General features: G+C 61.6%; 21 protein-coding genes. 6 read left to right on the top strand and 15 right to left on the bottom strand.

The annotated features are described in order from the left end of the window. The first annotated feature begins 83 nt into the window (after window positions 1-83). Entirely contained in the window at window positions 84-704 is a 621-nt protein-coding gene (locus tag J3Q04_RS19985) for an energy transducer TonB (protein ID WP_420764218.1), read from the top strand. Between the two features lie 3 nt (window positions 705-707). On the opposite strand, the gene J3Q04_RS19990 is transcribed toward J3Q04_RS19985, so the two are convergent. The 7 genes from J3Q04_RS19990 to ppc all read right to left on the bottom strand — a co-directional run bounded on the left by J3Q04_RS19990 (window position 708) and on the right by ppc (window position 8131). Beyond that, the gene (locus tag J3Q04_RS19990) at window positions 708-1406 is read right to left on the bottom strand and encodes an extensin-like domain-containing protein (RefSeq protein WP_434562511.1); all 699 of its coding nucleotides are present in this window, start codon (window positions 1404-1406) and stop codon (window positions 708-710) included. A gap of 16 nt (window positions 1407-1422) precedes the next feature. Continuing rightward, the gene (locus J3Q04_RS19995) at window positions 1423-2244 is read right to left on the bottom strand and encodes an isocitrate lyase/PEP mutase family protein (RefSeq protein WP_434609792.1); all 822 of its coding nucleotides are present in this window, start codon (window positions 2242-2244) and stop codon (window positions 1423-1425) included. Between the two features lie 33 nt (window positions 2245-2277). Beyond that, the gene (locus J3Q04_RS20000; RefSeq protein ID WP_434609789.1) at window positions 2278-3138 is read right to left on the bottom strand and encodes a DUF72 domain-containing protein; all 861 of its coding nucleotides are present in this window, start codon (window positions 3136-3138) and stop codon (window positions 2278-2280) included. Then, window positions 3138-3446 carry a hypothetical protein gene (locus tag J3Q04_RS20005; protein ID WP_420764214.1) on the bottom strand — a complete coding sequence of 103 codons (309 nt, stop codon included), beginning with the start codon at window positions 3444-3446 and terminating at the stop codon, window positions 3138-3140. Before J3Q04_RS20005 ends, J3Q04_RS20000 begins: the two co-directional genes overlap by 1 nt. 342 nt (window positions 3447-3788) lie before the next feature. Continuing rightward, entirely contained in the window at window positions 3789-4469 is a 681-nt protein-coding gene (gene tsaB, locus J3Q04_RS20010) for a tRNA (adenosine(37)-N6)-threonylcarbamoyltransferase complex dimerization subunit type 1 TsaB (protein WP_434562505.1), read from the bottom strand. A 94-nt stretch (window positions 4470-4563) separates the two neighbouring features. Then, a complete protein-coding gene (gene adk, locus J3Q04_RS20015; RefSeq protein WP_420764212.1) occupies window positions 4564-5211 on the bottom strand; it encodes an adenylate kinase in 648 nt (215 codons plus the stop codon). Window positions 5212-5500: 289 nt separating this feature from the next. Further along, window positions 5501-8131: a phosphoenolpyruvate carboxylase gene (gene ppc / locus J3Q04_RS20020; protein ID WP_434609786.1), complete on the bottom strand. Its 2631-nt coding sequence runs from the start codon at window positions 8129-8131 to the stop codon at window positions 5501-5503. 176 nt (window positions 8132-8307) lie between these two features. Between ppc and J3Q04_RS20025 the strand changes: the two genes are divergently transcribed. The 3 genes from J3Q04_RS20025 (at window position 8308) to J3Q04_RS20035 (ending at window position 10193) form a co-directional block, all read left to right on the top strand. Beyond that, complete coding sequence (locus J3Q04_RS20025; protein ID WP_420764210.1) at window positions 8308-8652, top strand: pilin assembly protein; 345 nt, start codon at window positions 8308-8310, stop codon at window positions 8650-8652. 286 nt (window positions 8653-8938) lie between these two features. After that, window positions 8939-9352, top strand: coding sequence for a DUF4398 domain-containing protein (locus tag J3Q04_RS20030; protein WP_014336761.1), 414 nt, complete (start codon window positions 8939-8941; stop codon window positions 9350-9352). A 49-nt stretch (window positions 9353-9401) separates the two neighbouring features. Continuing rightward, the gene (locus tag J3Q04_RS20035; RefSeq protein WP_420764209.1) at window positions 9402-10193 is read left to right on the top strand and encodes an OmpA family protein; all 792 of its coding nucleotides are present in this window, start codon (window positions 9402-9404) and stop codon (window positions 10191-10193) included. A gap of 186 nt (window positions 10194-10379) precedes the next feature. On the opposite strand, the gene J3Q04_RS20040 is transcribed toward J3Q04_RS20035, so the two are convergent. The 8 genes from J3Q04_RS20040 to J3Q04_RS20075 all read right to left on the bottom strand — a co-directional run bounded on the left by J3Q04_RS20040 (window position 10380) and on the right by J3Q04_RS20075 (window position 18343). Then, on the bottom strand, window positions 10380-10709 hold the full coding sequence (locus tag J3Q04_RS20040) for a hypothetical protein (RefSeq protein WP_434609784.1): 330 nt from the start codon (window positions 10707-10709) through the stop codon (window positions 10380-10382). Next, window positions 10706-11611 carry an alpha/beta hydrolase gene (locus J3Q04_RS20045; protein WP_434609782.1) on the bottom strand — a complete coding sequence of 302 codons (906 nt, stop codon included), beginning with the start codon at window positions 11609-11611 and terminating at the stop codon, window positions 10706-10708. The genes J3Q04_RS20040 and J3Q04_RS20045 overlap by 4 nt, the downstream gene beginning before the upstream one ends. Window positions 11612-11759: 148 nt before the next feature. Continuing rightward, the gene (locus tag J3Q04_RS20050; protein ID WP_420764206.1) at window positions 11760-13037 is read right to left on the bottom strand and encodes a flavohemoglobin expression-modulating QEGLA motif protein; all 1278 of its coding nucleotides are present in this window, start codon (window positions 13035-13037) and stop codon (window positions 11760-11762) included. A 37-nt stretch (window positions 13038-13074) separates the two neighbouring features. After that, window positions 13075-13629, bottom strand: coding sequence for a hypothetical protein (locus tag J3Q04_RS20055; RefSeq protein ID WP_434562495.1), 555 nt, complete (start codon window positions 13627-13629; stop codon window positions 13075-13077). A gap of 89 nt (window positions 13630-13718) precedes the next feature. Beyond that, complete coding sequence (locus J3Q04_RS20060; protein ID WP_420764204.1) at window positions 13719-14435, bottom strand: TetR/AcrR family transcriptional regulator; 717 nt, start codon at window positions 14433-14435, stop codon at window positions 13719-13721. 101 nt (window positions 14436-14536) lie between these two features. Continuing rightward, window positions 14537-16039: a lysine--tRNA ligase gene (gene lysS, locus J3Q04_RS20065; RefSeq protein ID WP_434609778.1), complete on the bottom strand. Its 1503-nt coding sequence runs from the start codon at window positions 16037-16039 to the stop codon at window positions 14537-14539. A 107-nt stretch (window positions 16040-16146) separates the two neighbouring features. After that, a protein-coding gene (prfB, locus tag J3Q04_RS20070) for a peptide chain release factor 2 (RefSeq protein ID WP_095963568.1) occupies window positions 16147-17242 on the bottom strand; the annotation gives its coding sequence in 2 pieces (ribosomal slippage) (window positions 16147-17169 and window positions 17171-17242; 1095 coding nt in all). 390 nt (window positions 17243-17632) lie between these two features. Then, window positions 17633-18343, bottom strand: a complete 711-nt coding sequence (locus J3Q04_RS20075; protein WP_434609775.1) for a tellurite resistance TerB family protein — start codon at window positions 18341-18343, stop codon at window positions 17633-17635. A gap of 185 nt (window positions 18344-18528) precedes the next feature. On the opposite strand from J3Q04_RS20075, the gene J3Q04_RS20080 reads away from it, so the two are divergent. Both J3Q04_RS20080 and J3Q04_RS20085 read left to right on the top strand, forming a co-directional pair. Next, complete coding sequence (locus J3Q04_RS20080; RefSeq protein ID WP_420764201.1) at window positions 18529-19443, top strand: LysR family transcriptional regulator; 915 nt, start codon at window positions 18529-18531, stop codon at window positions 19441-19443. Window positions 19444-19540: 97 nt separating this feature from the next. Next, window positions 19541-20998: a gamma-aminobutyraldehyde dehydrogenase gene (locus tag J3Q04_RS20085; protein WP_420764200.1), complete on the top strand. Its 1458-nt coding sequence runs from the start codon at window positions 19541-19543 to the stop codon at window positions 20996-20998. The last annotated feature ends 58 nt before the right edge of the window (window positions 20999-21056 follow it).

Consider the following 21056-nt stretch of genomic DNA (forward strand, 5'->3'; position numbering starts at 1 on the left):
CTCGAAAAAATTAAGGATCGGCAAAACCAGCCGATAACAACGGTGAACGGCATTTTGCCAGAGCTGAGCGTCGACCGAGAAAAATGTCAGACATTCAATCCACATCGATAGGCGTTATCTCCCCTTACGGCGATTACAGCCTGCGTAACACCCAAGCGCTGAGCGGCGTCAGTCACCTGTGGCAGGATTTTTTTGCCCGGGCCCTGGCCGATCAACTGGGTGAAAACGCACCGGCGCCTGGCAGCTACCAGCCCGTCGCCCTCGATGAAGCGGTTGAACCGACCCTTGGCGCCGAGCTGCTGGAGCACATCGTCAGCCAGCGCACCTGCGACGTGAAGGAAACCCAGGTCAAGCCGCCAGAGCCGTTGTTCCTGCCGATTGCCGAGTTCGAACTGGATTTGCTGGACAAGCCGTTCCCACCGTTCCCGCCCGAAGAAATCGTTGCCCAGCAAAAGCAGCAAACCTTCGAGAGCAACTGGGTTCGCCCGATCGTCCTCACAGCCGGCCAGCCACAGTCGGAACCGGGCCCGGCGCCGCACCCGCGGCCATTGCACCTGCCGATCGCCGAGTTCGAACTCGACTTGCTGGATAAACCGTTCCCTCCGTTCCCGGAAGAGGAATTGGTGGCGCAGCAGAAGCAACTCGATTTCGATACCCGTTGGGCACGTCCGATCGTTCTGCAGAACCTTCGTATCGCCGCCTGATTCTTACCGACAGATCCACCACGGCCCTACATCCAGATGGAAGTGGTTGCGGTGCGCCGCGTTGTAGTCCGGACTCAACACCACACTGAACATCTCACAGGCGCCATCTCGCACCTGCCGCAGGAACTGCGCATCGGTGTTGTCTTTCGGCCAGTCCCTGAGCACGCTGATCGCTTTCCCATTGGCCAGGCGAAACCCGGCAATATCGAGCGCGCTGGCGGTGGCGTGCTGGCTGCGCGCCCCGCTCTCACGGCCGTACATGTTGCGACAGGCAAAGCTGCCCAGATGATCGACCCGCGTGACTTTCTGCCCATAGGCCGCCGTTGCCGCCGGCTGCAGCGCATGACGCTCGAACAACGCGAAAGCCACGGCCAGCGGGCAACTGGCCAGGAAGCTGCTGCTCAGCGCCACCTCGCCGCCCTGCACTCGCAACACATTGGTCAACGGACAGGTGGTGTTGGCGCCGCTGTCCGCCTGGCGAGAGGTCCGAAGCCCTGACGTAGCGAGCGCTTGGTCGCACAGTTGTGGGTCGTTGCGCAGGGCCATCAGCTTGTAGCGGGTTAGCATGTTCGGCGGGGCGCTGACGTCCAGCGGCGCCCAGGGATTCCATTGCGGCGGCACCGACAACCAGCCGCGCCATACGCCAAGCACTGCGGCGCCGACGATCAGCAGCACCACCATCAAACCTTTGAAAAACCGCACGACAACGCCCCGGGCATCAGCCCTTGAATAATTGATTGGCCTGCTTGAATGGCATCGAGCGACGGGTGAAGGTGAACGTGCCTTGCTCCTGGATTTCCTGCGCGGCGCGGAAGAACTCGCCATAGGCCGCCAGCGCCAACGCCGAGCCGACACTGATGCGCTTGACGCCCAGTTCGCTCAACTGCGCCACGGTAAGGTCCAGGGCGCCGGACATCAGCACATTGACCGGTTTGGGCGCCACCGCTTGTACCACCGCGAGGACCTGTTCGGCGCTGCTCAATCCTGGCGCGTACAACACGTCGGCGCCTGCGTCGGCGAACGCCTTGAGGCGTCGGATCGTGTCGTCCAGGTCGGGTTTGTTGTGCAGGAAATTTTCCGCGCGGGCGGTGAGCATGAACGGGAACGGCAGGCTGCGCACCGCCTCGGCCGCGGCCTTGACCCGCGCCACTGCTTGATCGAAACGATAGATCGGGCTGTCTTCGCGCCCGGTGGCGTCCTCGATGGAGCCCCCCACCGCCCCGGCCTCTGCCGCACGCAGCAGGCTGGCCGCGCATGCGTCGGGCGCATCGGCAAAGCCGTTTTCCAGGTCGACCGCAACTGGCAGATCCGTGGCCGCCACAATCGCTCGCACGTTGGCCAGGGTGTCATCCAGGCCCAGAGCACCATCGGGCCGCGCCAGGGAAAAAGCGTGGCCGGCACTGGTGGTCGCCAAGGCTTCGAAGCCAAGGCTGGCGAGCATCTTCGCCGATCCGGCATCCCACGGATTGGGAATTACAAAGGCCCCTTCGCGTTCATGCAGGGCCTTGAACGCCTGGGCTCGCCGGGTTTGTGCATCCATCAGAGTCGCTCCTGAGCAATGGGAGGGTTTGCCTTAGAGCAATCCCAGTTGCTCGGCGGCGGGTTCTCTATATAGCTCAGGCAGGGCCGGCAAGCCAGGCAAACGGTTCATCAAGCGGCTGTGAAAACGCATCGCGAGCTTTGCCGCCAGAAGGTTGTCGGCGGTGTGCAGGAACATGTACGGGGTGCGCCCTTCTTCGATCCACTCGGCGATTTTTTCCACCCAGGGCGTCAGGAACGGCTCGTTGGCTTCCACCACTGGATGGCCGACGAAGCGCACCTGCGGGCATTGAGTGAAAGCCGCTGGCCGCGTAGGCACCCGAGGCTTCTTGTATTGCGCATCAAGCACTGAGGGATCGGTCGAGGCGCAGCTGAACAAGCCCCGTGGATCGAGACAGATGCGTTCCACGCCGCGATCGAGCAACAGGCGATTGAGCCGGCGCTCGGCATCGCCCTTGGCAAAAAACTCGTCGTGACGGACCTCGACCGCCAACGGGCTCGGGAACGCGTCGATAAACGCCGCCAGCTCCTGCATCCGATTGGGCGTGAAGGCCTTGGACAGCTGCAGCCAAAACGGCGAGACGCGCTTGCCCAGCGGGCTGAGCAGTTGAACGAAGGTTTCAGTGGCGGTCAGGTGTTCACGCAAGTCGCCGCCATGGCTGATGTCGCCCGGGATCTTGGCCGTGAAACGAAAATGCTCGGGCATGATTTCCGCCCAGCGCTGGACAGTGGCCGCAGACGGGCTCGCATAGAAGGTCGTGTTGCCTTCCACGGCATTGAAAACCTGGCTATAGAGGTTCAGGAAGTCGGAGCTTTTTGCGTCTTGGGGATAAAGATAATCGCGCCAGGCGTTTTCGCTCCAGGATGGGCAGCCCAGGTAATAAGGCAACCGCATCAGATGTAGAGGTCGAGCCCTAGCACTTCCATATCCCAGTCGACAAAACCGGCAGTGCTCAAATAACTGGCAAGGGCCGTGGCGACACTGCGGCTCATGGCGCGGTGATACAGCATGTCCTGCTGACGGGCGGGGAGATTGCTCAGGCGCTGCGCAGAGGCTTTGGCGGCACGTGCGGCCAGTTGCTCTTCGGACGGAAATTCCAGGTCGCCATCGATATCATCGAAGTTTTCGGGCTCAGCGGATTTACCCGCACGAGGCCGACGCTTGATCGGGTAGGACTGGGATGAAACGCCGTCTATACGCATGACAGAATGCTCGGTATCAATGATGGCAATTTAGCGGCACATTCGTAGCCGCGCAAACGCGCAAGTGATAACTAGAACACAGAAAGCCAAAAAGGTTTAAAAACGGGCCGGAAAAGTGACGACTGGCAATGTGGCGTGTGACTTTTAGTTAGAGAAATGACTTTTCAAGCGCAAATCTGAAATTGGTCGATGCCCTTGTGGCGAGGGAGCTTGCTCCCGCTCGAGTGCGTAGCACTCGCTCGATAGTTGGCTTTCACACCAAGGTCGGGGCCGCTCCGCCCGAAGCGTCGGACCGTCCCAGCGGGAGCAAGCTCCCTCGCCACGAAGGCCGTTCGCTTGAGGTCAGAGCCGCTCGGATTTTGGCGTTGCTACCTTGTCCCGCAGGTAAACCGGCTGGGCATCATCGGCCACAATGGCCTCGCCGCGTTCCCAGGCGAAGCGTGCCAGCGCAAGCAAGTCTTCGGCATGGGGCAACATCGAGGCGTCCTGGCCAACAAGGCTGACACCGATCCGCTCGGCATAACCCCAGCCCGTACCGGCGCCGAACCAATCACCACTCGCCTCAGCCGGCAGCGCCGCCGCCTCGGGTGGCAATACCGCTTCAGGCCCCGCCAGGCGCATCTCGCCGTTCGCTTCGCGATAGCAGCCCCAATACACCTCGTCCATGCGCGCATCGATCGCTGCGGCGACCTGGCGCGCACCGTGTTCGCGCAGGGCGCGCTGGGCCAGCACCGCCAGGTTCGACACCGGCAGCACCGGGCGCTCCAGGGCAAAGGCCAAGCCCTGCACCACGCCGATGGCGATGCGCACACCGGTGAAAGCCCCGGGCCCGCGACCGAAGGCGATTGCATCCACCGCTTGCAAGTTGGTGCCGGCATCGCTGAGCAACTGCTGGATCATCGGCAGCAATTTCTGCGCATGCAAACGCGGGATCACCTCGTAATGGCTCGTGACCTTGCCGTTGTGCAGCAAAGCAACGGAGCAAGCTTCAGTCGCGGTGTCCAGGGCCAGCAAGGTGCTCATTAATGTGTCCGTAAATCAGGTGGGGAAAAAGTGCGCCAGTATAAACAACTACGGCCCGCAAGCGGGCCGTAGTTGTTGCTGCCGATCAGACTTTTCAGCTCAAGGCCGCAAGCACTTTGGCAGTGATGGCCTCAACCGAACCGACGCCTTCGATATGGCTGTATTTCGGCTTGCCGTTGGCAGCCGACAGCTTCTGGTAGAAATCCACCAGCGGCTTGGTCTGGGAGTGGTAGACCGACAAACGATGACGCACGGTTTCTTCGGTATCGTCCTTGCGCTGCACCAGTTCTTCACCCGTCACATCGTCCTTGCCTTCGGCTTTTGGAGGATTGTAGACGGTGTGATAGACACGGCCGGACGGCTCATGAACACGTCGACCGGCGATGCGCTGGACGATTTCTTCGTCCTCGACGGCGATTTCAACGACTGCATCCAGCTCGACGCCGGCGCTCACCAGGGCTTCAGCCTGTGGAATGGTGCGCGGGAAACCATCGAACAGGAAGCCATTGGCGCAGTCAGGTTGAGCGATACGATCCTTGACCAGGGCGATGATCAGGTCATCCGACACTAGGCCGCCGGCATCCATGATGCTCTTGGCCTTGATGCCCAGCTCGGTGCCGGCCTTGACCGCCGCACGCAGCATGTCGCCGGTGGAGATTTGCGGGATACCGAATTTTTCGGTGATGAACTTTGCCTGAGTACCTTTACCGGCCCCGGGAGCTCCCAGCAGAATGACGCGCATCGATGTGCTCCTCAATTTTTTTATGTAAACGCTCGGATTCGCCTCGTGGGGCCAATCTCGGAAAACAGGATCGTGGCCGCCCAAACGGCCAAAGGCTGATCAAGATACACAGCAGGCCCGACCCACACAAGCCGCCGAAAGTCGGAGGAACCCGCGTCGAACGCGACCTTCGTACGAGGTGGCGAGAGTCGCAACCTGACAACAAACTGTCGCCTGGCCGACCTGTCGTTCTCCATAAACGGCTACGCCCGGACGAGCCGGGCGAGTTGTCGCGGGTAACGACCCGACGTCAGCCGGTGTTGCGCAAACCGGCGGCGATCCCGGCTACAGACACCAACAATGCCTGTTCCACGGGGCTGCCTTGGGCAACGTCCTGCTGTCGCGAACGTGCCAGCAGTTCGGCTTGCAACAGGTGCAAGGGGTCGAGGTAAGTGTTGCGCAGGCGAATGAATTCCAAGGTATCTGGGCTATGTGCCAGTAGCTGCGACTGGCCGGTCAACCCCAGGACCACCGAGCAGGCCTGCGACAATAGGTCGCGTAAATGCTCGCCCAACGGCAGCAATGCCGGTTCCACCAGACGCTCATCGTAAGACTGGGCAATATCGGCGTCGGCCTTGGCCAGCACCATCTCCAGCATGTCGATGCGGGTGCGGAAGAACGGCCATTGTTCGCGCATCTGCCCCAGCAATTCACCCTCGCCGCGCTCCAGCGCCTTGCCCAGGGCGGTTTCCCAACCGAGCCAGGCTGGCAGCATCAGGCGGGTCTGGGTCCAGCCGAAGATCCACGGAATCGCCCGCAAGCTCTCGATCCCCCCGGCGCGACGCTTGGCCGGACGGCTGCCCAAGGGCAGACGACCCAACTCCTGCTCCGGCGTGGACTGGCGAAAATACTCGACGAATTGCGGATTTTCCCGCACCACCGCGCGGTAGGCACTGACGCCGTCAGCGGCCAATTCGTCCATCAAATGGCGCCATTCTGGCGTGGGCGGCGGCGGTGGCAGCAGGGTCGCTTCCAGCACCGCGGCGAGATAAAGGTTGAGGTTCTGTTCGGCGATGTCCGGCAGGCCGAATTTGAAACGAATCATTTCGCCTTGCTCAGTGGTGCGGAACCGCCCCGCCACCGAACCTGGCGGCTGCGACAGGATCGCCGCGTGCGCCGGGCCACCGCCACGGCCTACCGTACCCCCGCGACCATGAAACAACAGCAGTTCGACTTGCTGCTCGCGGCAGATGTCCACGAGTCGCTCCTGCGCTCGATACTGTGCCCACGCCGCCGCCGTGGTCCCGGCGTCCTTGGCTGAATCGGAATAGCCGATCATCACCTCCTGGGGTCCTTGCAGGCGCGAGCGATAACCCGGCAACGCCAGCAGGCGCTCCATCACCGGCCCGGCGTTGTCCAGGTCGGCGAGGGTTTCGAACAGCGGCACCACCCGCATCGGCCGCAACACGCCGGCTTCCTTGAGCAGCAATTGAACTGCCAGCACATCGGAAGCGGCACCGGCCATCGAGATCACGTAGGAACCCAGGGACGCCGCCGGCGCCGCCGCGACTTCCCGACAGGTCGCCAGGACCTCACCAGTGTCGGCGGACGGTTTGAAATGCGGCGGCAACAACGGACGTCGGTTATTCAGCTCATCCAGCAGAAAACGGATGCGCTGCTCTTCGTCCCAGTCTTCATAGCGTCCAAGCCCGAGGTAATCGGTGATCTCGGTCATGGCCATCGTGTGGCGCGTCGAATCCTGGCGCACATCGAGGCGCACGAGGAACAGCCCGAAGGTCACCGCGCGGCGCAGGCAATCGAGCAGCGGCCCGTCGGCAATCACCCCCATGCCGCACTCGTGCAGGGACTGATAACACAACTCCAGCGGATCGAGCAGTTCGCGGTTGTCCTGCAACACTTCGGAAGAGGCCGGCGTAGTGGCTTTCAAGGAGGCCTGGGCCCAGTTGCGGGTGGCCCGCAGGCGTTCACGCAATTGCTTGAGTACCGCGCGATAGGGTTCGGCGCTATCACCGGCCTGGGCGCGCAAGGCCTCGCTGGCCTTTTGCATGGAGAGGTCGGCCGCCAGGTGATCGACATCGCGCAGATAAAGGTCCGCCGCCATCCAACGCGCCAGCAACAGCACTTCGCGTGTGACCGCGGCGGTGACGTTCGGGTTGCCATCCCGGTCGCCGCCCATCCAGGAGGCAAAGCGGATCGGCGCGGCTTCCAGCGGCAAGCGCAGCCCGGTGGCGGCGTGCAGGGCCTGGTCGGCCTTGCGCAGGTAATTGGGGATGGCCTGCCACAGCGAATGCTCGATCACCGCAAAGCCCCACTTGGCCTCGTCCACGGGCGTGGGCCGGGTGCGGCGGATTTCTTCGGTGTGCCAGGCTTCGGCGATCAATCTTTGCAAGCGCTCATGGATCTGCGCGCGCTCGGCACTGGTGAGGTCACGGTGATCCTGGGCCGCCAGTTGCGCGGCGATGGCGTCGTATTTCTGGATCAGCGTACGCCGGGCGACTTCCGTGGGGTGGGCGGTGAGGACCAACTCGATATCGAGCCGGCCCAACTGCCGGGCCAGCGATTCGGCGCTGTGGCCTTCGGCGCGCAAGCGTGCCAGCAACTCGGGCAACACTCGCGCTTCAAACGGCGCAGGCTTGGATTCTTCGCGCCGATGAATCAACTGGTATTGCTCAGCGATGTTGGCCAGGTTCAAGAACTGGTTGAACGCTCGCGCGACCGGCAGCAATTCCTCCTCGCTCAACTGATTGAGGCTGGCGCTCAGTTCGGCGTCCATGGAACCACGTCGGTCCGCCTTGGCGCCTTTGCGGATCTGCTCGATCTTGTCGAGAAAGGTGTCCCCGTACTGGTCGCGAATGGTGTTGCCCAGCAACTCGCCGAGCAGGTGGACATCCTCGCGCAGGCGGGCATCGATATCGGTCATCAGCAGTTCTCCAGCAAAAGGTCCGGACAGCTTTGTAGGAGAGAGTGCCGATGCTGATCGTTTATGACAAGCGACGAAGGGACATTAAACCTTGTCGGACAAAGCTAGTCTCAAGATAAGCCACACAACGGCTTGTCACTGTCGCGCCTGCCATAAGCAGGGCTATTGAGGTCATCATGAAAATCCGTGAGCTTGCCCAGCATTGGGAAGAAAATGCCAAGGGTCGCCTGACCCAGACCGGCTACACGATTCATCTCGATGTAGAGGCCGCTGCGCGCCTGGCGGCCATCTGCGACATGTACCCCAAGCGTCAGCCCGAAGAACTGCTCGGGGAGCTGATCGGCGCCGCGTTGGAAGAGCTGGAAGCCAGCTTCCCCTACGTCAAGGGATCGCAAGTCGTATCGACCGATGAGGAAGGTGATCCGCTGTATGAAGACGTGGGCCCGACGCCACGTTTTCTCGCGCTGTCACGCCGTCATCTGCGCGAACTTTCCTCCCACAGCGACAAATCCAAACACTGATTGCCGCCCTTTCCAGCGTGCGAAATTCCAGCGCGGAGCCTGTCCCAGTCGCGTTGGAATACCGCTGCCCGCCATGAAAGTTCAGCTTTTTGGCGCTTGACCAATCAGTCAGTATTTCTTTTGGCGAATGGCCATCCTTGCCTGAACTTTTGAAAAACGCCTCGGGTCACACCGAATAACCATACTGGAACGGCCGTTTAAAAAAACGCGCCCTGGCGCCAGCGCCAAAACAGACGTCACGGCTTCGGTCCCAGCATGGAATGGTGTTTTTTTCAGGAGTTTTCCAATGGAGTTGAAGCCTATGAATACCTGCACTGCCAAACCCTCATCCACTGGCCTGCGCGGCCTGAAGTTGGCTGCCCTGGCTATCGGTAGCAGCTTCATTCTGGCCGGTTGTGCCGGCAACCCACCTTCGGAGCAATACGCGGTCACGCAATCTGCGGTCAACAGCGCCGTCAGCGCTGGCGGCACCGAGTTTGCCGCCGTGGAAATGAAATCGGCCCAGGACAAGCTCAAGCAGGCCGAGATCGCCATGCACGACGAGAATTACGAAGAGGCCAAGCGTCTGGCCGAACAGGCCGAATGGGATGCCCGCGTCGCCGAGCGCAAGGCCCAGGCCGCCAAGGCCGAACAGGCCCTCAAGGATTCCCAGAAAGGGGTTCAGGAACTGCGTCAGGAAGGCATGAACAAGGTCCAGTGACCCGGTTCGAGCCACGACGCATTTCTCATTGATAAAAGGACGACAGACTATGACGCACAAACATTTCATGATGCCCGCCCTGCTTGCCGCCTGCGTAGCCCTGGCCGCTTGCTCCCACGATCCGAACGCGAACCTGGAACAGGCGCGCACCAACTACAACGGCTTGCAGGCCGACCCGGCGGCCACCAAGGTCGCGGCCCTGGAAACCAAGGACGCTGCCGATTTTCTCGCCAAGGCCGACAAGGCCTACATGGATAACGAGGACGAAGCCAAGGTCGACCAGCTGGCCTACCTGACCAACCAGCGTGTCGAAGTGGCCAAGCAGACCATTGCCCTGCGCAACGCCGAAGCCGAGCTGAAAAACGCCGGTGACGAACGCGCCCGCGCACTGCTGGAAGCCCGCAACGCGCAGATCAAGCAGTTGCAGGACAGCCTCAACGCCAAGCAGACCGAGCGCGGTACGCTGGTGACCTTCGGCGACGTGCTGTTTGCCACCAACAAGTCGGACCTGCGTACCAGCGGTATGACTAACGTGAGCAAACTGGCGCAGTTCCTCCAGGAAAACCCGGATCGCAAGGTGATCATCGAAGGCTACACCGACAGCACCGGTTCGGACTCCTACAACCAATCGCTGTCCGAACGCCGCGCCAGCTCCGTGCGCACCGCCCTGGTGAAAATGGGCGTCGACCCGGCCCGCATCGTGACTCAGGGCTACGGCAAGGAATTCCCGGTCGCCGACAACACCAGCGTCTCGGGCCGCGCCATGAACCGTCGCGTGGAGGTCACCATCTCCAACGACAACCAGCCCGTCGCCCCGCGTTCGACCATGAGCGCCAACTGATCGGTTGACTGCAACTCAAAAGCCCCGCCTGACTTCAATCAGGCGGGGCTTTTTTATGATCAAATTTATTAGGCTGCACACGATCCTTGTGGGAGCGAGCTTGCTCGCGATAGGGGAGTGTCAGGCACTATCAATGCTGCTGAACCACCGCTATCGCGAGCAAGCTCGCTCCCACAGGGGTCTCGCTTAAGGCTGAAGTTTTTGTGGGGTCTCCTGCCCCATGCACCGCACCGCGCGCTTCTTCTCGTTGATCAGCACACCGGTCAGGCCTTTCTGTTCGGTGTCGAACAACACCAGCACGCCCTCGATGCACTGGGCCACTTGCGGCGCCGGCTCCAGGGAAACCTTGTAGTCCTCCCCCGGAACGGTCTTGAGCATGGTGAACTCGTTGAGCAGCAACGCATCCTCGGGCTTGGCGAAATGCAGGTAGCCGTAGTACCAGAGCGCCGCGACGGTGCCGAGGATGCTGCAGATACCTGTGATTATCAGGGGGATGGCGTTACGTTCTTCGCTCATTGCGGATTCTCAGGTGATTCAACGGGTGATTTCGGGTAATTCGGAATTTCGCCCAGGCGGCGCAGGCCGTAAAAGTGCCGGGGGTCGTCGAGGTAGCGCAGCATCACGGTTCGCCAGGTTGGGTCGGCGAAGGTCTGCACATGCCCGCCACGGGTCAGTTGCAGCACCCGTGGCGGCGGCGCAGCTTGATACAAGCGGATGCCGTTGGAAAGGGGCACGATCGGATCGTCGAGGCTGTGGTAGATCAGTTTCGGTACGCCGCTCAATTGCGCGATCGAGCCGATGGCGCTGTCGCCGTCCGGCACCAGCCACGACAGCGGCACCTGGAGTGGCCAGGTCAGCCATGAGGTGCCAAGAGCGAAACGCCCTACATCACGATAACTGGCGGGCACGCCGTCGAGCACCAAGGCCTTGAGCTGCTGCTGGCGCTGCGGGTGCTCGGCCAGGTAATGCACCGCCAGCGCGCCACCGAGACTCTGGCCGAGCAGCACCAACGGCTTGCCCCGCACTTCCGGCGCCTGGTCGAGCCAATTGAACGCGGCGTCGATGTCCTGGTAGATCGCCGGCAGGCTCGGCTCGCCTTCGGAAACGCCATAGCCACGGTAATCGACCATCAAGACTTGATAACCCTGCTCCGGCAACCACCAGCTCCCGCCGAGGTGCCAGGCCAGGTTGCCGCCGTTGCCGTGAAGATGCAGCACCGTGCCCTTGACCTCTACACCCGGCTTCACCGGCAGCCACCAACCCCGCAGCTTCAGCCCATCGGCGGTGGTCAGGGTGACGTCGCGGTAGTCAAGCTTGGCCCGTTCCGGGGTAAACGGCAGGCCGCGTTCGGGGTAGAACAGCAGGGAGCTGCAACCGCTCAGGGCCAGCAGCAGGCAAATGATGCCGAGGGTTCGCATCCGGTGAAGCCTCGCTAAAACTCAGGTTGAAACACGGTCCCCTGTGGGAGCGAGCCTGCTCGCGAAAGCGGTTGAATATTCAACATCAATGTTGACCACAATACCGCTTTCGCGAGCAGGCTCGCTCCCACAAAGGATGGGGTGTTATTCAAAGGATATTGGAATAATCCGCTTCGATCCGGTCCAGGCTCAGGTGGTTCAAGAAGTTGGAGAAGCACATCCAGGCCGACAGCGCGTTCATGTCGCGAAATTGGTCGGGCAGGTACTTGGGCGGTACGACCAGGCCTTCATCCACTAACTGGCGCAACGTGCGCATGTCCTCCAGGGTGGTCTTGCCGCAGAACAGCAACGGCACCTGCTCCAGCTTGCCTTTGCGCACGGCCAGCTGAATATAGTTGTAAACCATGATGAAGCCCTTGAGGTAGGACAAGTCTTTGGTGAACGGCAGTCCGGTCGGCACCGAACCACGGAAAACCCGGCTGGCGTTGCCGTAGCTTTCGGCCATTTCAAAGCCCTGTTCACGGAAGAACTCGTAGACCTGCAGGAAATCGGCGCCCTCTTCCACCATATGAATGGCGCGGGTACGGTTGGTGAGCTTGCGCAAGCGACTCGGGTAGGACGCGAAGGTGATGATCTCCATCAGGATCGCCAGGCCTTCCTGAGTCACTGTCGACGAGGGCGGGCCCTTGGACAGGAAGGTGCAGATCGGCTGGTTCAGCCCGTTGAGGGTGGTGCCGACGTGCACCAGCCCTTCATGGACCTCCAGGGCGCGCACATCGCGCTCGTTGAACATCGCGTCGGTGCGGATCTTGATGTAGTCGGCGCCCGCTGCCGCGTCGGCCACGATCCCATCGGACTCGAACACGCGGATGGTCTCCTCGGCTTCGCCGAACACCCGGTTGAGGCGATGCTGCAACAGGCTCACGGCTTCCTTGGCGCTGAGGACCTTGGGCTCGTCCTTCAGGTCGCCACGGCCATCGATGTTGTTCAGGTAATCGGACAGCATCAGCCCCAGGTCGGCCAGGGTCGGGTCACCGGCGTGGAAGGCGTCGGACGCCGCGCCATACAGCTCCTGGGAAATCAGCCCGAAGTCCTCGGTGCCGCGCGCTTCGAGCATGCGCACCACCATGCGGTATTCCTTGCACATGCGGCGCATGATCTGGCCAACCGGGTTGAACTGCCCGAGTTGGCGGGTGATGTCGCGCTCGATGTTCTGAAACTCCAGCTTCACTTTGCTGGAATCGAACGACAGCGGTCGGTTGAGGTAATAGTCGCGGTCCACGGCGGGCATTTCCTTGCCCTTGGTCTTGAGAAAACCTTTGCGGATGTTCTCGTCCCACTTCACCGCGTCGAGGATTCGAATCGGCGTCTGCGCCAGCACAATGCGATCGGACAAGGTGCGTATCGTCTGCTGGTAATCGTCCACCCGGAACTCCTGTGAAAAAAACGTCCGCTTGTAGCAGTTATTGGGATTTGGCCAGTCGCTGATAGCGCACGGCTTCCGAGAACACGTCGGAATTGGCTGGGTCGTCGAGGTAGCTGAACACCTTGACCATGTCGCTGTCCACCAGCACGCCATCGCCCTCTTCGCTTGGGTTCGGCTGGCCACTGAGGAGCTTCTGGCCGATGGCCTGGTTGATCTGTTCCATGTCCAGGTTGTAGACCACCAGTTCCTGTTTGTCGGTCAGTTCGAAACCGGCAATGACGAAATGTCCGCCATAGCGGGCCGGCACCTTGGCCGACAGGTACCAGCGGCTGCCGTGTCGGGAGACCGTCACGGGAATGGCTTCGCGTTCCCGGGGCTTGGCCCTGAAGTAGCTGATGGCCTGGTAGCGGTGCTTGCCGACTTGCGTCAGCTCCAGGTTCAACGGCTCGCCCCAGGCGTTGGTGCTGGTCCATTGGCCGAGCAGGCCCTTGGGCGCGGCTTCGCTGTCGGGCAACGGCGCCTTGAACGACACCAGGCACCCACTGAGCAGCAGCAACGACACGGCCAGAACAACGGCATGCCAGGCTTTCATTGGAACTCCCTATGGCTTCAGCGCTTTGTTTTTTGTGGCGAGGGAGCTTGCTCCCTCGCCACGGGGGACCTGTTGTACCCCAATAAGGGCTACACCGACGCCAGTACCAGGTGCATGTAGCGGGTCAGGATGCCGAGCATGTCTTCTTCAGCGACAGGCTCGGCGCCATTGAGCAAGCCCTGATATTCCATCCGACCGATAATCGCCGTCAACACTTTGGCATCCTGTTGCGGCTCGCGCGAGCCCAACACCTGGAAAAACTGACAGGTGCCATGGAGCAGGATTCGTTGATGAGAACGAACCAGTTCCGCCAGGCGTGGGTTGAGCAGCGCTTCCTGGCGAAAGGCCTGTTCGGCCATCAAATAGTCGCGACGACTCTGCAACTGATGCTGCACATAATCAGCGGTCATCCGCGCAATGTCGTCGGCCAATTGCGAGCGCGACTCGGCGCTGCCGTCCCCGTAGGCGACCATTTCACGCAGCAGCCCCTCGTTGTTGGTCCACAGCTTGGCCATGAACGCCGCGCTGCGCTCCACGTACTGGGCGAAGGTATCGGTGAGCAGGTCGTCGATGTCCTTGAAGTAGTAAGTGGTGGCCGACAGCGGCACGCCCGCTTCGGCGGCCACCGCGCGGTGTCGCACGGCCCGCACGCCATCGCGCACGACGATGCGCATGGCCGCGTCGAGAATGTCCTGGCGGCGCTGTTCACTGCCCTGTCGGCTGGCCTTGCGACCCTGGTACTGAACACTTTCAGCGACAGCAGTGGCGACGCCCGCTGCACCTTCTGGAGCCATTGCACGATTCACGACAGGTGTTTCCTCGCTATTTCAGAAGTAACCAATTGATACGTTTGTACCAGACAGGCAATAAAAAGCCGCCCATCGAGGCGGCTTTTTGATTCAGACCATTACGCTTGGGGCCGCATGTGCGGGAAGAGGATCACATCCCGGATCGACGGCGAGTTGGTCAGCAACATCACCAGGCGATCGATGCCGATGCCTTCACCTGCGGTCGGCGGCATGCCGTACTCCAAGGCGCGGACGAAGTCGGCGTCGTAGTGCATGGCTTCGTCGTCGCCCGCGTCCTTGTCGGCTACCTGGGCCATGAAGCGCTCGGCCTGGTCTTCCGCGTCATTGAGCTCGGAATAGGCGTTGGCGATTTCCCGGCCACCGATGAACAGCTCGAAGCGGTCGGTCACGCTTGGGTCTTCGTCGTTGCGACGGGCCAGCGGCGACACTTCGAACGGGTACTGGGTGATGAAGTGCGGCTGCTCCAGCTTGTGCTCCACCAGCTCTTCGAAAATCATCACCTGCAGCTTGCCCAGGCCTTCGAAGCCGAGCACCTTGGCGCCGGCCTTCTTGGCGATGGCACGGGCCTTGTCGATGTCCTGCAGATCGGCGGCGGTGATCTCAGGGTTGTACTTGAGGATCGAATCGAACACCGACAGGCGCACGAACGGCTCGCCGAAGTGGAACACTTTGTCGCCGTATGGCACATCGGTGCTGCCCAGGACCAACTGCGCCAGTTCGCGGAACAGTTCTTCGGTCAGGTCCATGTTGTCTTCGTAGTCAGCATAGGCCTGGTAGAACTCGAGCATGGTGAACTCGGGGTTGTGCCGGGTCGAAACGCCTTCGTTACGGAAGTTGCGGTTGATCTCGAACACTTTCTCGAAGCCGCCGACCACCAGGCGCTTGAGGTACAGCTCCGGGGCGATACGCAGGAACATTTCCATGTCCAGGGCGTTATGGTGGGTTTCGAACGGCTTGGCCGCCGCGCCGCCAGGGATGGTCTGGAGCATCGGCGTCTCGACTTCCAGGAAGTCACGCTTCATCAGGAAGCTGCGGATGTGGGCGATGACTTGCGAACGCACGCGGAAGGTCTGGCGCACGTCTTCGTTGACGATCAGGTCGACGTAGCGCTGGCGGTAACGTTGCTCGGTGTCGGTCAGGCCGTGGTGCTTGTCCGGCAGCGGGCGCAAGGACTTGGTCAGCAGGCGCACGCTGGTCATTTCGACGTACAGGTCGCCCTTGCCGGAGCGGGCCAGGGTGCCTTCGGCGGCGATGATGTCGCCCAGGTCCCAGGTCTTGACGGCGGCCAGGGTTTCTTCCGGCAGGGTCTTGCGGTTGACGTAGACCTGAATGCGCCCGGTCATGTCCTGGATCACCATGAACGAACCACGGTTGAGCATGATGCGACCGGCAACCTTGACCGCAATCGCCGCCTCGGCCAGCTCTTCCTTGGTCTTGTCTGCGTACTTCTTCTGCAGGACGTCGCAATACGCGTCGCGGCGGAAGTCGTTGGGGAAGGCCTGGCCCTTGGCGCGCTCGGCAGCAAGCTTTTCCTTGCGCAGGGCGATCAGGGAGTTTTCTTCCTGTTGCAGGGCTTGCGGGTCGAGTTCTAGGTCGCTCATGTCTTTAAGGATTCCATCACAGGTTCGTTGCCCCCGGCCCCGGGCCGGAGTTTGCGGGCAGGCCTCGCTTGCGTGCAAGCGTGCCTGCCCACCGCGTGGGTGTCGCGTTACAGCCCTTGCTTGAGGCTGGCGATCAGGTATTCATCGATGTCGCCATCAAGCACTTTGTCGCAGTCGCTGCGTTCGATGCTGGTACGCAAGTCCTTGATCCGCGAGGCGTCGAGCACGTACGAACGGATCTGGTGACCCCAGCCGATGTCGGACTTGGTGTCTTCCAGTGCCTGGGACGCGGCGTTGCGCTTCTGCACTTCCTGCTCGTACAAGCGGGCCCGCAACATCTTCATCGCGGTGTCTTTGTTGGCGTGCTGGGAACGTTCGTTCTGGCAACTCACCACCGTGTTGGTCGGTACGTGGGTAATCCGCACGGCCGAGTCGGTGGTGTTTACGTGCTGGCCACCGGCACCGGAGGAGCGGTAGGTGTCGATGCGCAGGTCGGCCGGGTTGATCTCGATTTCGATGTTGTCATCGATTTCCGGAGAGACGAATACCGCTGAGAACGAGGTGTGGCGCCGGTTGCCGGAGTCGAACGGGCTCTTGCGTACCAGGCGGTGCACGCCGATCTCGGTCCGCAGCCAACCAAAGGCGTATTCGCCCTTGATGTGCACGGTGGCGCCCTTGATCCCGGCGACTTCGCCGGCGGACAGTTCCATGATCGTGGCGTCGAAACCGCGTTTGTCAGCCCAGCGCAGGTACATGCGCAGCAGGATGTTGGCCCAGTCCTGGGCTTCGGTGCCGCCGGAACCGGCCTGGATGTCCAGGTAGGCGTTGTTCATGTCCATCTCGCCGCTGAACATGCGACGGAATTCCAGCTTGGCGAGGTTCTCGTCCAGGCGAGTCAGTTCGGCGACGACATCGCCGACCGCGCCTTCGTCGTTCTCTTCGACAGCCATGTCCAGCAGGTCGCGACAATCGGCCAGGCCGCTGGACAATTCGTCCAGGGTCTCGACGATCTGCGCCAGCGCAGAACGCTCGCGGCCCAGTTCCTGGGCGTAGGAAGGGTTGTTCCAGACATTCGGATCTTCAAGCTCGCGATTGACTTCGGTCAGGCGCTCATGCTTTTGATCGTAGTCAAAGATACCCCCGAATAGTTTCGGAGCGCTCGGACAGGTCCTTGATAGTGTTCAGGATCGGGTTGATTTCCATGGCGGGCAGCACTCGTTGGCGAACTTTTGAAAGCCGGCGAGTATAACGTAATCAAACGCCAGCGGCAGCCCGCCCGGCGGCTTTAGGGGCAATGAGATTCCGCGTACGGCCCCTGTGGCGAGGGAGCTTGCTCCCGCTGGGGCGCGCAGCGCCCCTGAAACCAGTTGGCTCGGTGTGTCAGGTTGACCGAGGGAGCCATTTTAGGGCTGCTGCGCAACCCAGCGCGATCAAGCTCCCTCGCCACGAAAAGCATCTTTCGCCGCAAACCTATTCCACCCCCACCCGATTGCCGGCCGGAAGGTCGGAGGATCAGCAGCGACGGCTGGGACTGATCCCGCAGCAACCCTCCACAGGTATAGTTTCAACTCTTCCAATTACTCTACGAACAGATCAGGCAGTCGCCTGGCGCACCTGCTTTTCCAGTTCCGCCTTCAACCCCGGCTCCAGCTTCAACTGCCGCGCCAGTTCGTCGAGGTAGGACTTTTCCATGAAATTCTCTTCGTCCACCAACATCACACTGGCGATGTACATCTCTGCGGCGATTTCCGGCGTGCTTGCGGCACGTGCCACGTCGGTGGGGTCCAGCGGTTTGTTGAGCTCGGCATGCAGCCAGTGTTGAAGCTCCTGGTCGTTATCGAGCTTGGTGAATTCGCCTTCGATCAACTGCCGCTCGCGGTCATCCACATGGCCGTCAGCCTTGGCCGCCGCGACCAGGGCCTTGAGGATCGCCTGGCTGTGTTGCTCGACTTGCGCCGCCGGCACGCGGTCCAGGGTCTGCGGCTCGGTTTTCGGCGCGTTGCCCTGTTGGGCCTGCCAATTGCCGTAAGCCTTGTAGGCAATCACGCCCAGGGCAGCCAGGCCACCATAAGCCAGCGCCTTGCCACCAAAATTGCGGGCTTTCTTGTTGCCCAGCAGCATGCCCATGGCGCTCGCCGCCAGCGCCCCGCCCCCCGCGCCGGACAGCATGCCGCCCAGGTTGCCGGAGCCGCCGAGCAACCCGCCCAGGCCGCTGGATGGCTTGCCTTGCGAACCGCCGGCCTTGTTCTGCAACATTTCCTGACCGGACTTGAGTAACTGATCGAGCAATCCACGGGTGTTCATTTGCCGCCTCCACGCATTCGGGTTAACCGGATCATAAGGCCCTCAGCCTAGAACGAAAGTGCCCTACTACCCTTGGTCACATTGCTTCGAGATGTTGCCTGGGCAACCAAAGTCTCGCCGGCAACATTCGATAAAAACGATATACACTTCAAGGTCTCGATAAATCCGATCTCAGGATGTGCGTCATGATGACCCTGCGCCAGATCCGTCATTTCATCGCAGTGGCCGAGACCGGCTCGATCTCCGCCGCCGCGCAGACCGCATTCATCTCCCAATCGACCTTGACCCTGGCAATCCAGCAACTGGAAGAGGAAATCGGCGTCAGCCTGTTCAACCGCCACGCGAAAGGCATGACGCTGACCCATCAGGGACACCAGTTCCTGCGCCAGGCCCATCTGATTCTCGCCACGGTCGATAACGCCAAGCGTAGCCTGCAGCAAAGCACCGACCAGGTGGCCGGCCAGATCACCATCGGCGTGACCAGCCTGGTCGCCGGTTACTACCTGGCGGATCTCCTGACCCGTTTCCAGCGCGCCTACCCCAATGTGGCAATCCGGGTTATGGAGGACGAACGTCCCTACATCGAACATCTGCTGGTCAGCGGTGAGATCGATGTCGGCGTGCTGATCCTCTCCAACCTGGAAGACCGCCACGCCCTGCAGACCGAAGTGCTGACCCACTCACCCCATCGCTTGTGGTTGCCGGCGCAGCATCCGCTGCTTGAAAACGACAGCATCCACCTGGCGGATGTCGCCCGGGAACAGCTGATCCAATTGAACGTCGATGAGATGGACCGCAACGCGCAACGCCTCTGGCGCGGCGCCGGCCTGCAACCGCAAATCACCCTGCGCACAGCCTCGACCGAAGCGGTACGCAGCCTGGTGGCGGCCGGCCTGGGTGTTTCGATCCAACCGGACATGACCTACCGCCCCTGGTCGCTGGAAGGCGACATCATCGAGGCGCGCCCCATCGCCGACCTCAACCAGACGCTGGATGTCGGGCTGGCCTGGCGCCGGGGAACTGCACGCCCGGCCTCGGTCGACCCGTTCCTGGCGGTCGCTCGGGAACAATCCCATGGCGGACGCAAGCCATCGATTTAATCGAACGCAGCGTTGAGTATTTCGAATTTGTAGGCCTTGCGAGTGCGCACTAGTCTTGCTGAATCCTTAAGACTGCTGACAACTCGAGAAATAAAACATGGCTGGCACGCAAACCCCGTTGTGTACCGCGTTGTTGATCAACGGAGAATTGGCGGCCGGCGAGGGTTTTGTCGAGCCGATTCTCAACCCGGCCACGGGTGAAGTGGTTGCGCAAATCGCCGAGGGCAGTATCGAACAGGTCGAAGCCGCGATCCTCGCGGCTCATCACGCCTTCGGCGGCTGGTCACGTACCACGCCGCAACAACGCTCGAACCTGCTGCTGGAAATCGCCAGCGCCATCGAAAAAAATGCCGATCACCTGGCCCGTCTCGAATCCTTGAACTGCGGCAAGCCCTTGCACCTGGCTCGCCAGGATGACTTGAGCGCCACGGTGGATGTGTTCCGTTTCTTCGCCGGCGCGGTGCGCTGCCAGACCGGCCAGCTCAGCGGTGAATACCTGCCGGGCTACACCAGCATGGTGCGCCGCGACCCGATCGGCGTGGTGGCCTCCATCGCGCCGTGGAATTACCCCATCATGATGGCGGCCTGGAAGATCGCCCCGGCCCTGGCCGCTGGCAATACCTTGGTGTTCAAGCCTTCCGAGCACACGCCGCTGTCGATCCTGGCCCTGGCGCCAATACTGGCCGAGATCCTGCCGCCCGGCGTCATCAACATCATCTGCGGTGGCGGCGAAGGCGTCGGTAGCCATCTGGTCAGCCATCCGAAGGTGCGCATGGTCTCGCTGACCGGCGATATCGTCACCGGCCAGAAGATCCTTCAGGCGGCGGCGAAAACCCTCAAGCGCACGCATCTGGAACTGGGTGGCAAGGCCCCGGTGATTGTCTGTGACGACGCCGATCTCCAAGCGGTGATCGAGGGCGTGCGCACCTATGGTTATTACAACGCCGGACAGGATTGCACCGCCGCCTGCCGGATCTACGCCCAGGCCGGTATCCACGACCGGCTGGTGGCGGAACTCGGCGCGGCGGTCGGCAGCCTGCGCTTTGCCGGCAAGCGCGACGCCGACAATGAAATCGGTCCGCTGATCAGCGTGCGCCAGCGCGACCGTGTCGCCAGTTTTGTCGAGCGAGCCCTTGGCCAGCCGCACATCGAACGCATCACCGGTGCGGCGGTGCATTCCGGGGCCGGTTTCTACTATCAGCCGACGCTGCTGGCCGGCTGCAAGCAAAGCGATGAGATCGTCCAACGGGAAGTGTTCGGCCCGGTGGTCACCGTGACCCGCTTCGACGAGCTCAGCCAAGCGGTGGACTGGGCCAACGATTCGGAATATGGCCTGGCCTCCTCGGTATGGACCCAGAACCTGGACAAGGCGATGCAAGTGGCGGCACGGCTGCAATACGGCTGCACCTGGATCAACAGCCATTTCATGCTGGTCAGCGAGATGCCCCACGGCGGCTTGAAACGCTCGGGCTACGGCAAGGATCTGTCCAGCGATTCGCTCCAGGACTACAGCGTGGTGCGCCATATCATGGCCCGGCATGGCCGGGAGCTTTGAGCTGCGAGCTTTCAAGCCCTTCGCTGCCTTGCAGCTTGCGGCTCAAGGCTTGCAGCTA

The organism is Pseudomonas sp. D4-21 (assembly GCF_051132125.1).
In the GTDB taxonomy this organism is placed as follows: Bacteria; Pseudomonadota; Gammaproteobacteria; order Pseudomonadales; family Pseudomonadaceae; genus Aquipseudomonas.

Bases quoted from the DNA above. Each gene is read 5' to 3' on its own strand.
- J3Q04_RS19985 (WP_420764218.1), top strand. From the start codon at position 84: ATGTCAGACATTCAATCCACATCGATAGGCGTTATCTCCCCTTACGGC.
- J3Q04_RS19995 (WP_434609792.1), bottom strand. From the start codon at position 2,244: ATGGATGCACAAACCCGGCGAGCCCAGGCGTTCAAGGCCCTGCATGAA.
- J3Q04_RS20000 (WP_434609789.1), bottom strand. From the start codon at position 3,138: ATGCGGTTGCCTTATTACCTGGGCTGCCCATCCTGGAGCGAAAACGCC.
- J3Q04_RS20005 (WP_420764214.1), bottom strand. From the start codon at position 3,446: ATGCGTATAGACGGCGTTTCATCCCAGTCCTACCCGATCAAGCGTCGG.
- tsaB (WP_434562505.1), bottom strand. From the start codon at position 4,469: ATGAGCACCTTGCTGGCCCTGGACACCGCGACTGAAGCTTGCTCCGTT.
- adk (WP_420764212.1), bottom strand. From the start codon at position 5,211: ATGCGCGTCATTCTGCTGGGAGCTCCCGGGGCCGGTAAAGGTACTCAG.
- ppc (WP_434609786.1), bottom strand. From the start codon at position 8,131: ATGACCGATATCGATGCCCGCCTGCGCGAGGATGTCCACCTGCTCGGC.
- J3Q04_RS20025 (WP_420764210.1), top strand. From the start codon at position 8,308: ATGAAAATCCGTGAGCTTGCCCAGCATTGGGAAGAAAATGCCAAGGGT.
- J3Q04_RS20030 (WP_014336761.1), top strand. From the start codon at position 8,939: ATGGAGTTGAAGCCTATGAATACCTGCACTGCCAAACCCTCATCCACT.
- J3Q04_RS20035 (WP_420764209.1), top strand. From the start codon at position 9,402: ATGACGCACAAACATTTCATGATGCCCGCCCTGCTTGCCGCCTGCGTA.
- J3Q04_RS20040 (WP_434609784.1), bottom strand. From the start codon at position 10,709: ATGAGCGAAGAACGTAACGCCATCCCCCTGATAATCACAGGTATCTGC.
- J3Q04_RS20045 (WP_434609782.1), bottom strand. From the start codon at position 11,611: ATGCGAACCCTCGGCATCATTTGCCTGCTGCTGGCCCTGAGCGGTTGC.
- J3Q04_RS20055 (WP_434562495.1), bottom strand. From the start codon at position 13,629: ATGAAAGCCTGGCATGCCGTTGTTCTGGCCGTGTCGTTGCTGCTGCTC.
- lysS (WP_434609778.1), bottom strand. From the start codon at position 16,039: ATGAGCGACCTAGAACTCGACCCGCAAGCCCTGCAACAGGAAGAAAAC.
- J3Q04_RS20075 (WP_434609775.1), bottom strand. From the start codon at position 18,343: ATGAACACCCGTGGATTGCTCGATCAGTTACTCAAGTCCGGTCAGGAA.
- J3Q04_RS20080 (WP_420764201.1), top strand. From the start codon at position 18,529: ATGATGACCCTGCGCCAGATCCGTCATTTCATCGCAGTGGCCGAGACC.
- J3Q04_RS20085 (WP_420764200.1), top strand. From the start codon at position 19,541: ATGGCTGGCACGCAAACCCCGTTGTGTACCGCGTTGTTGATCAACGGA.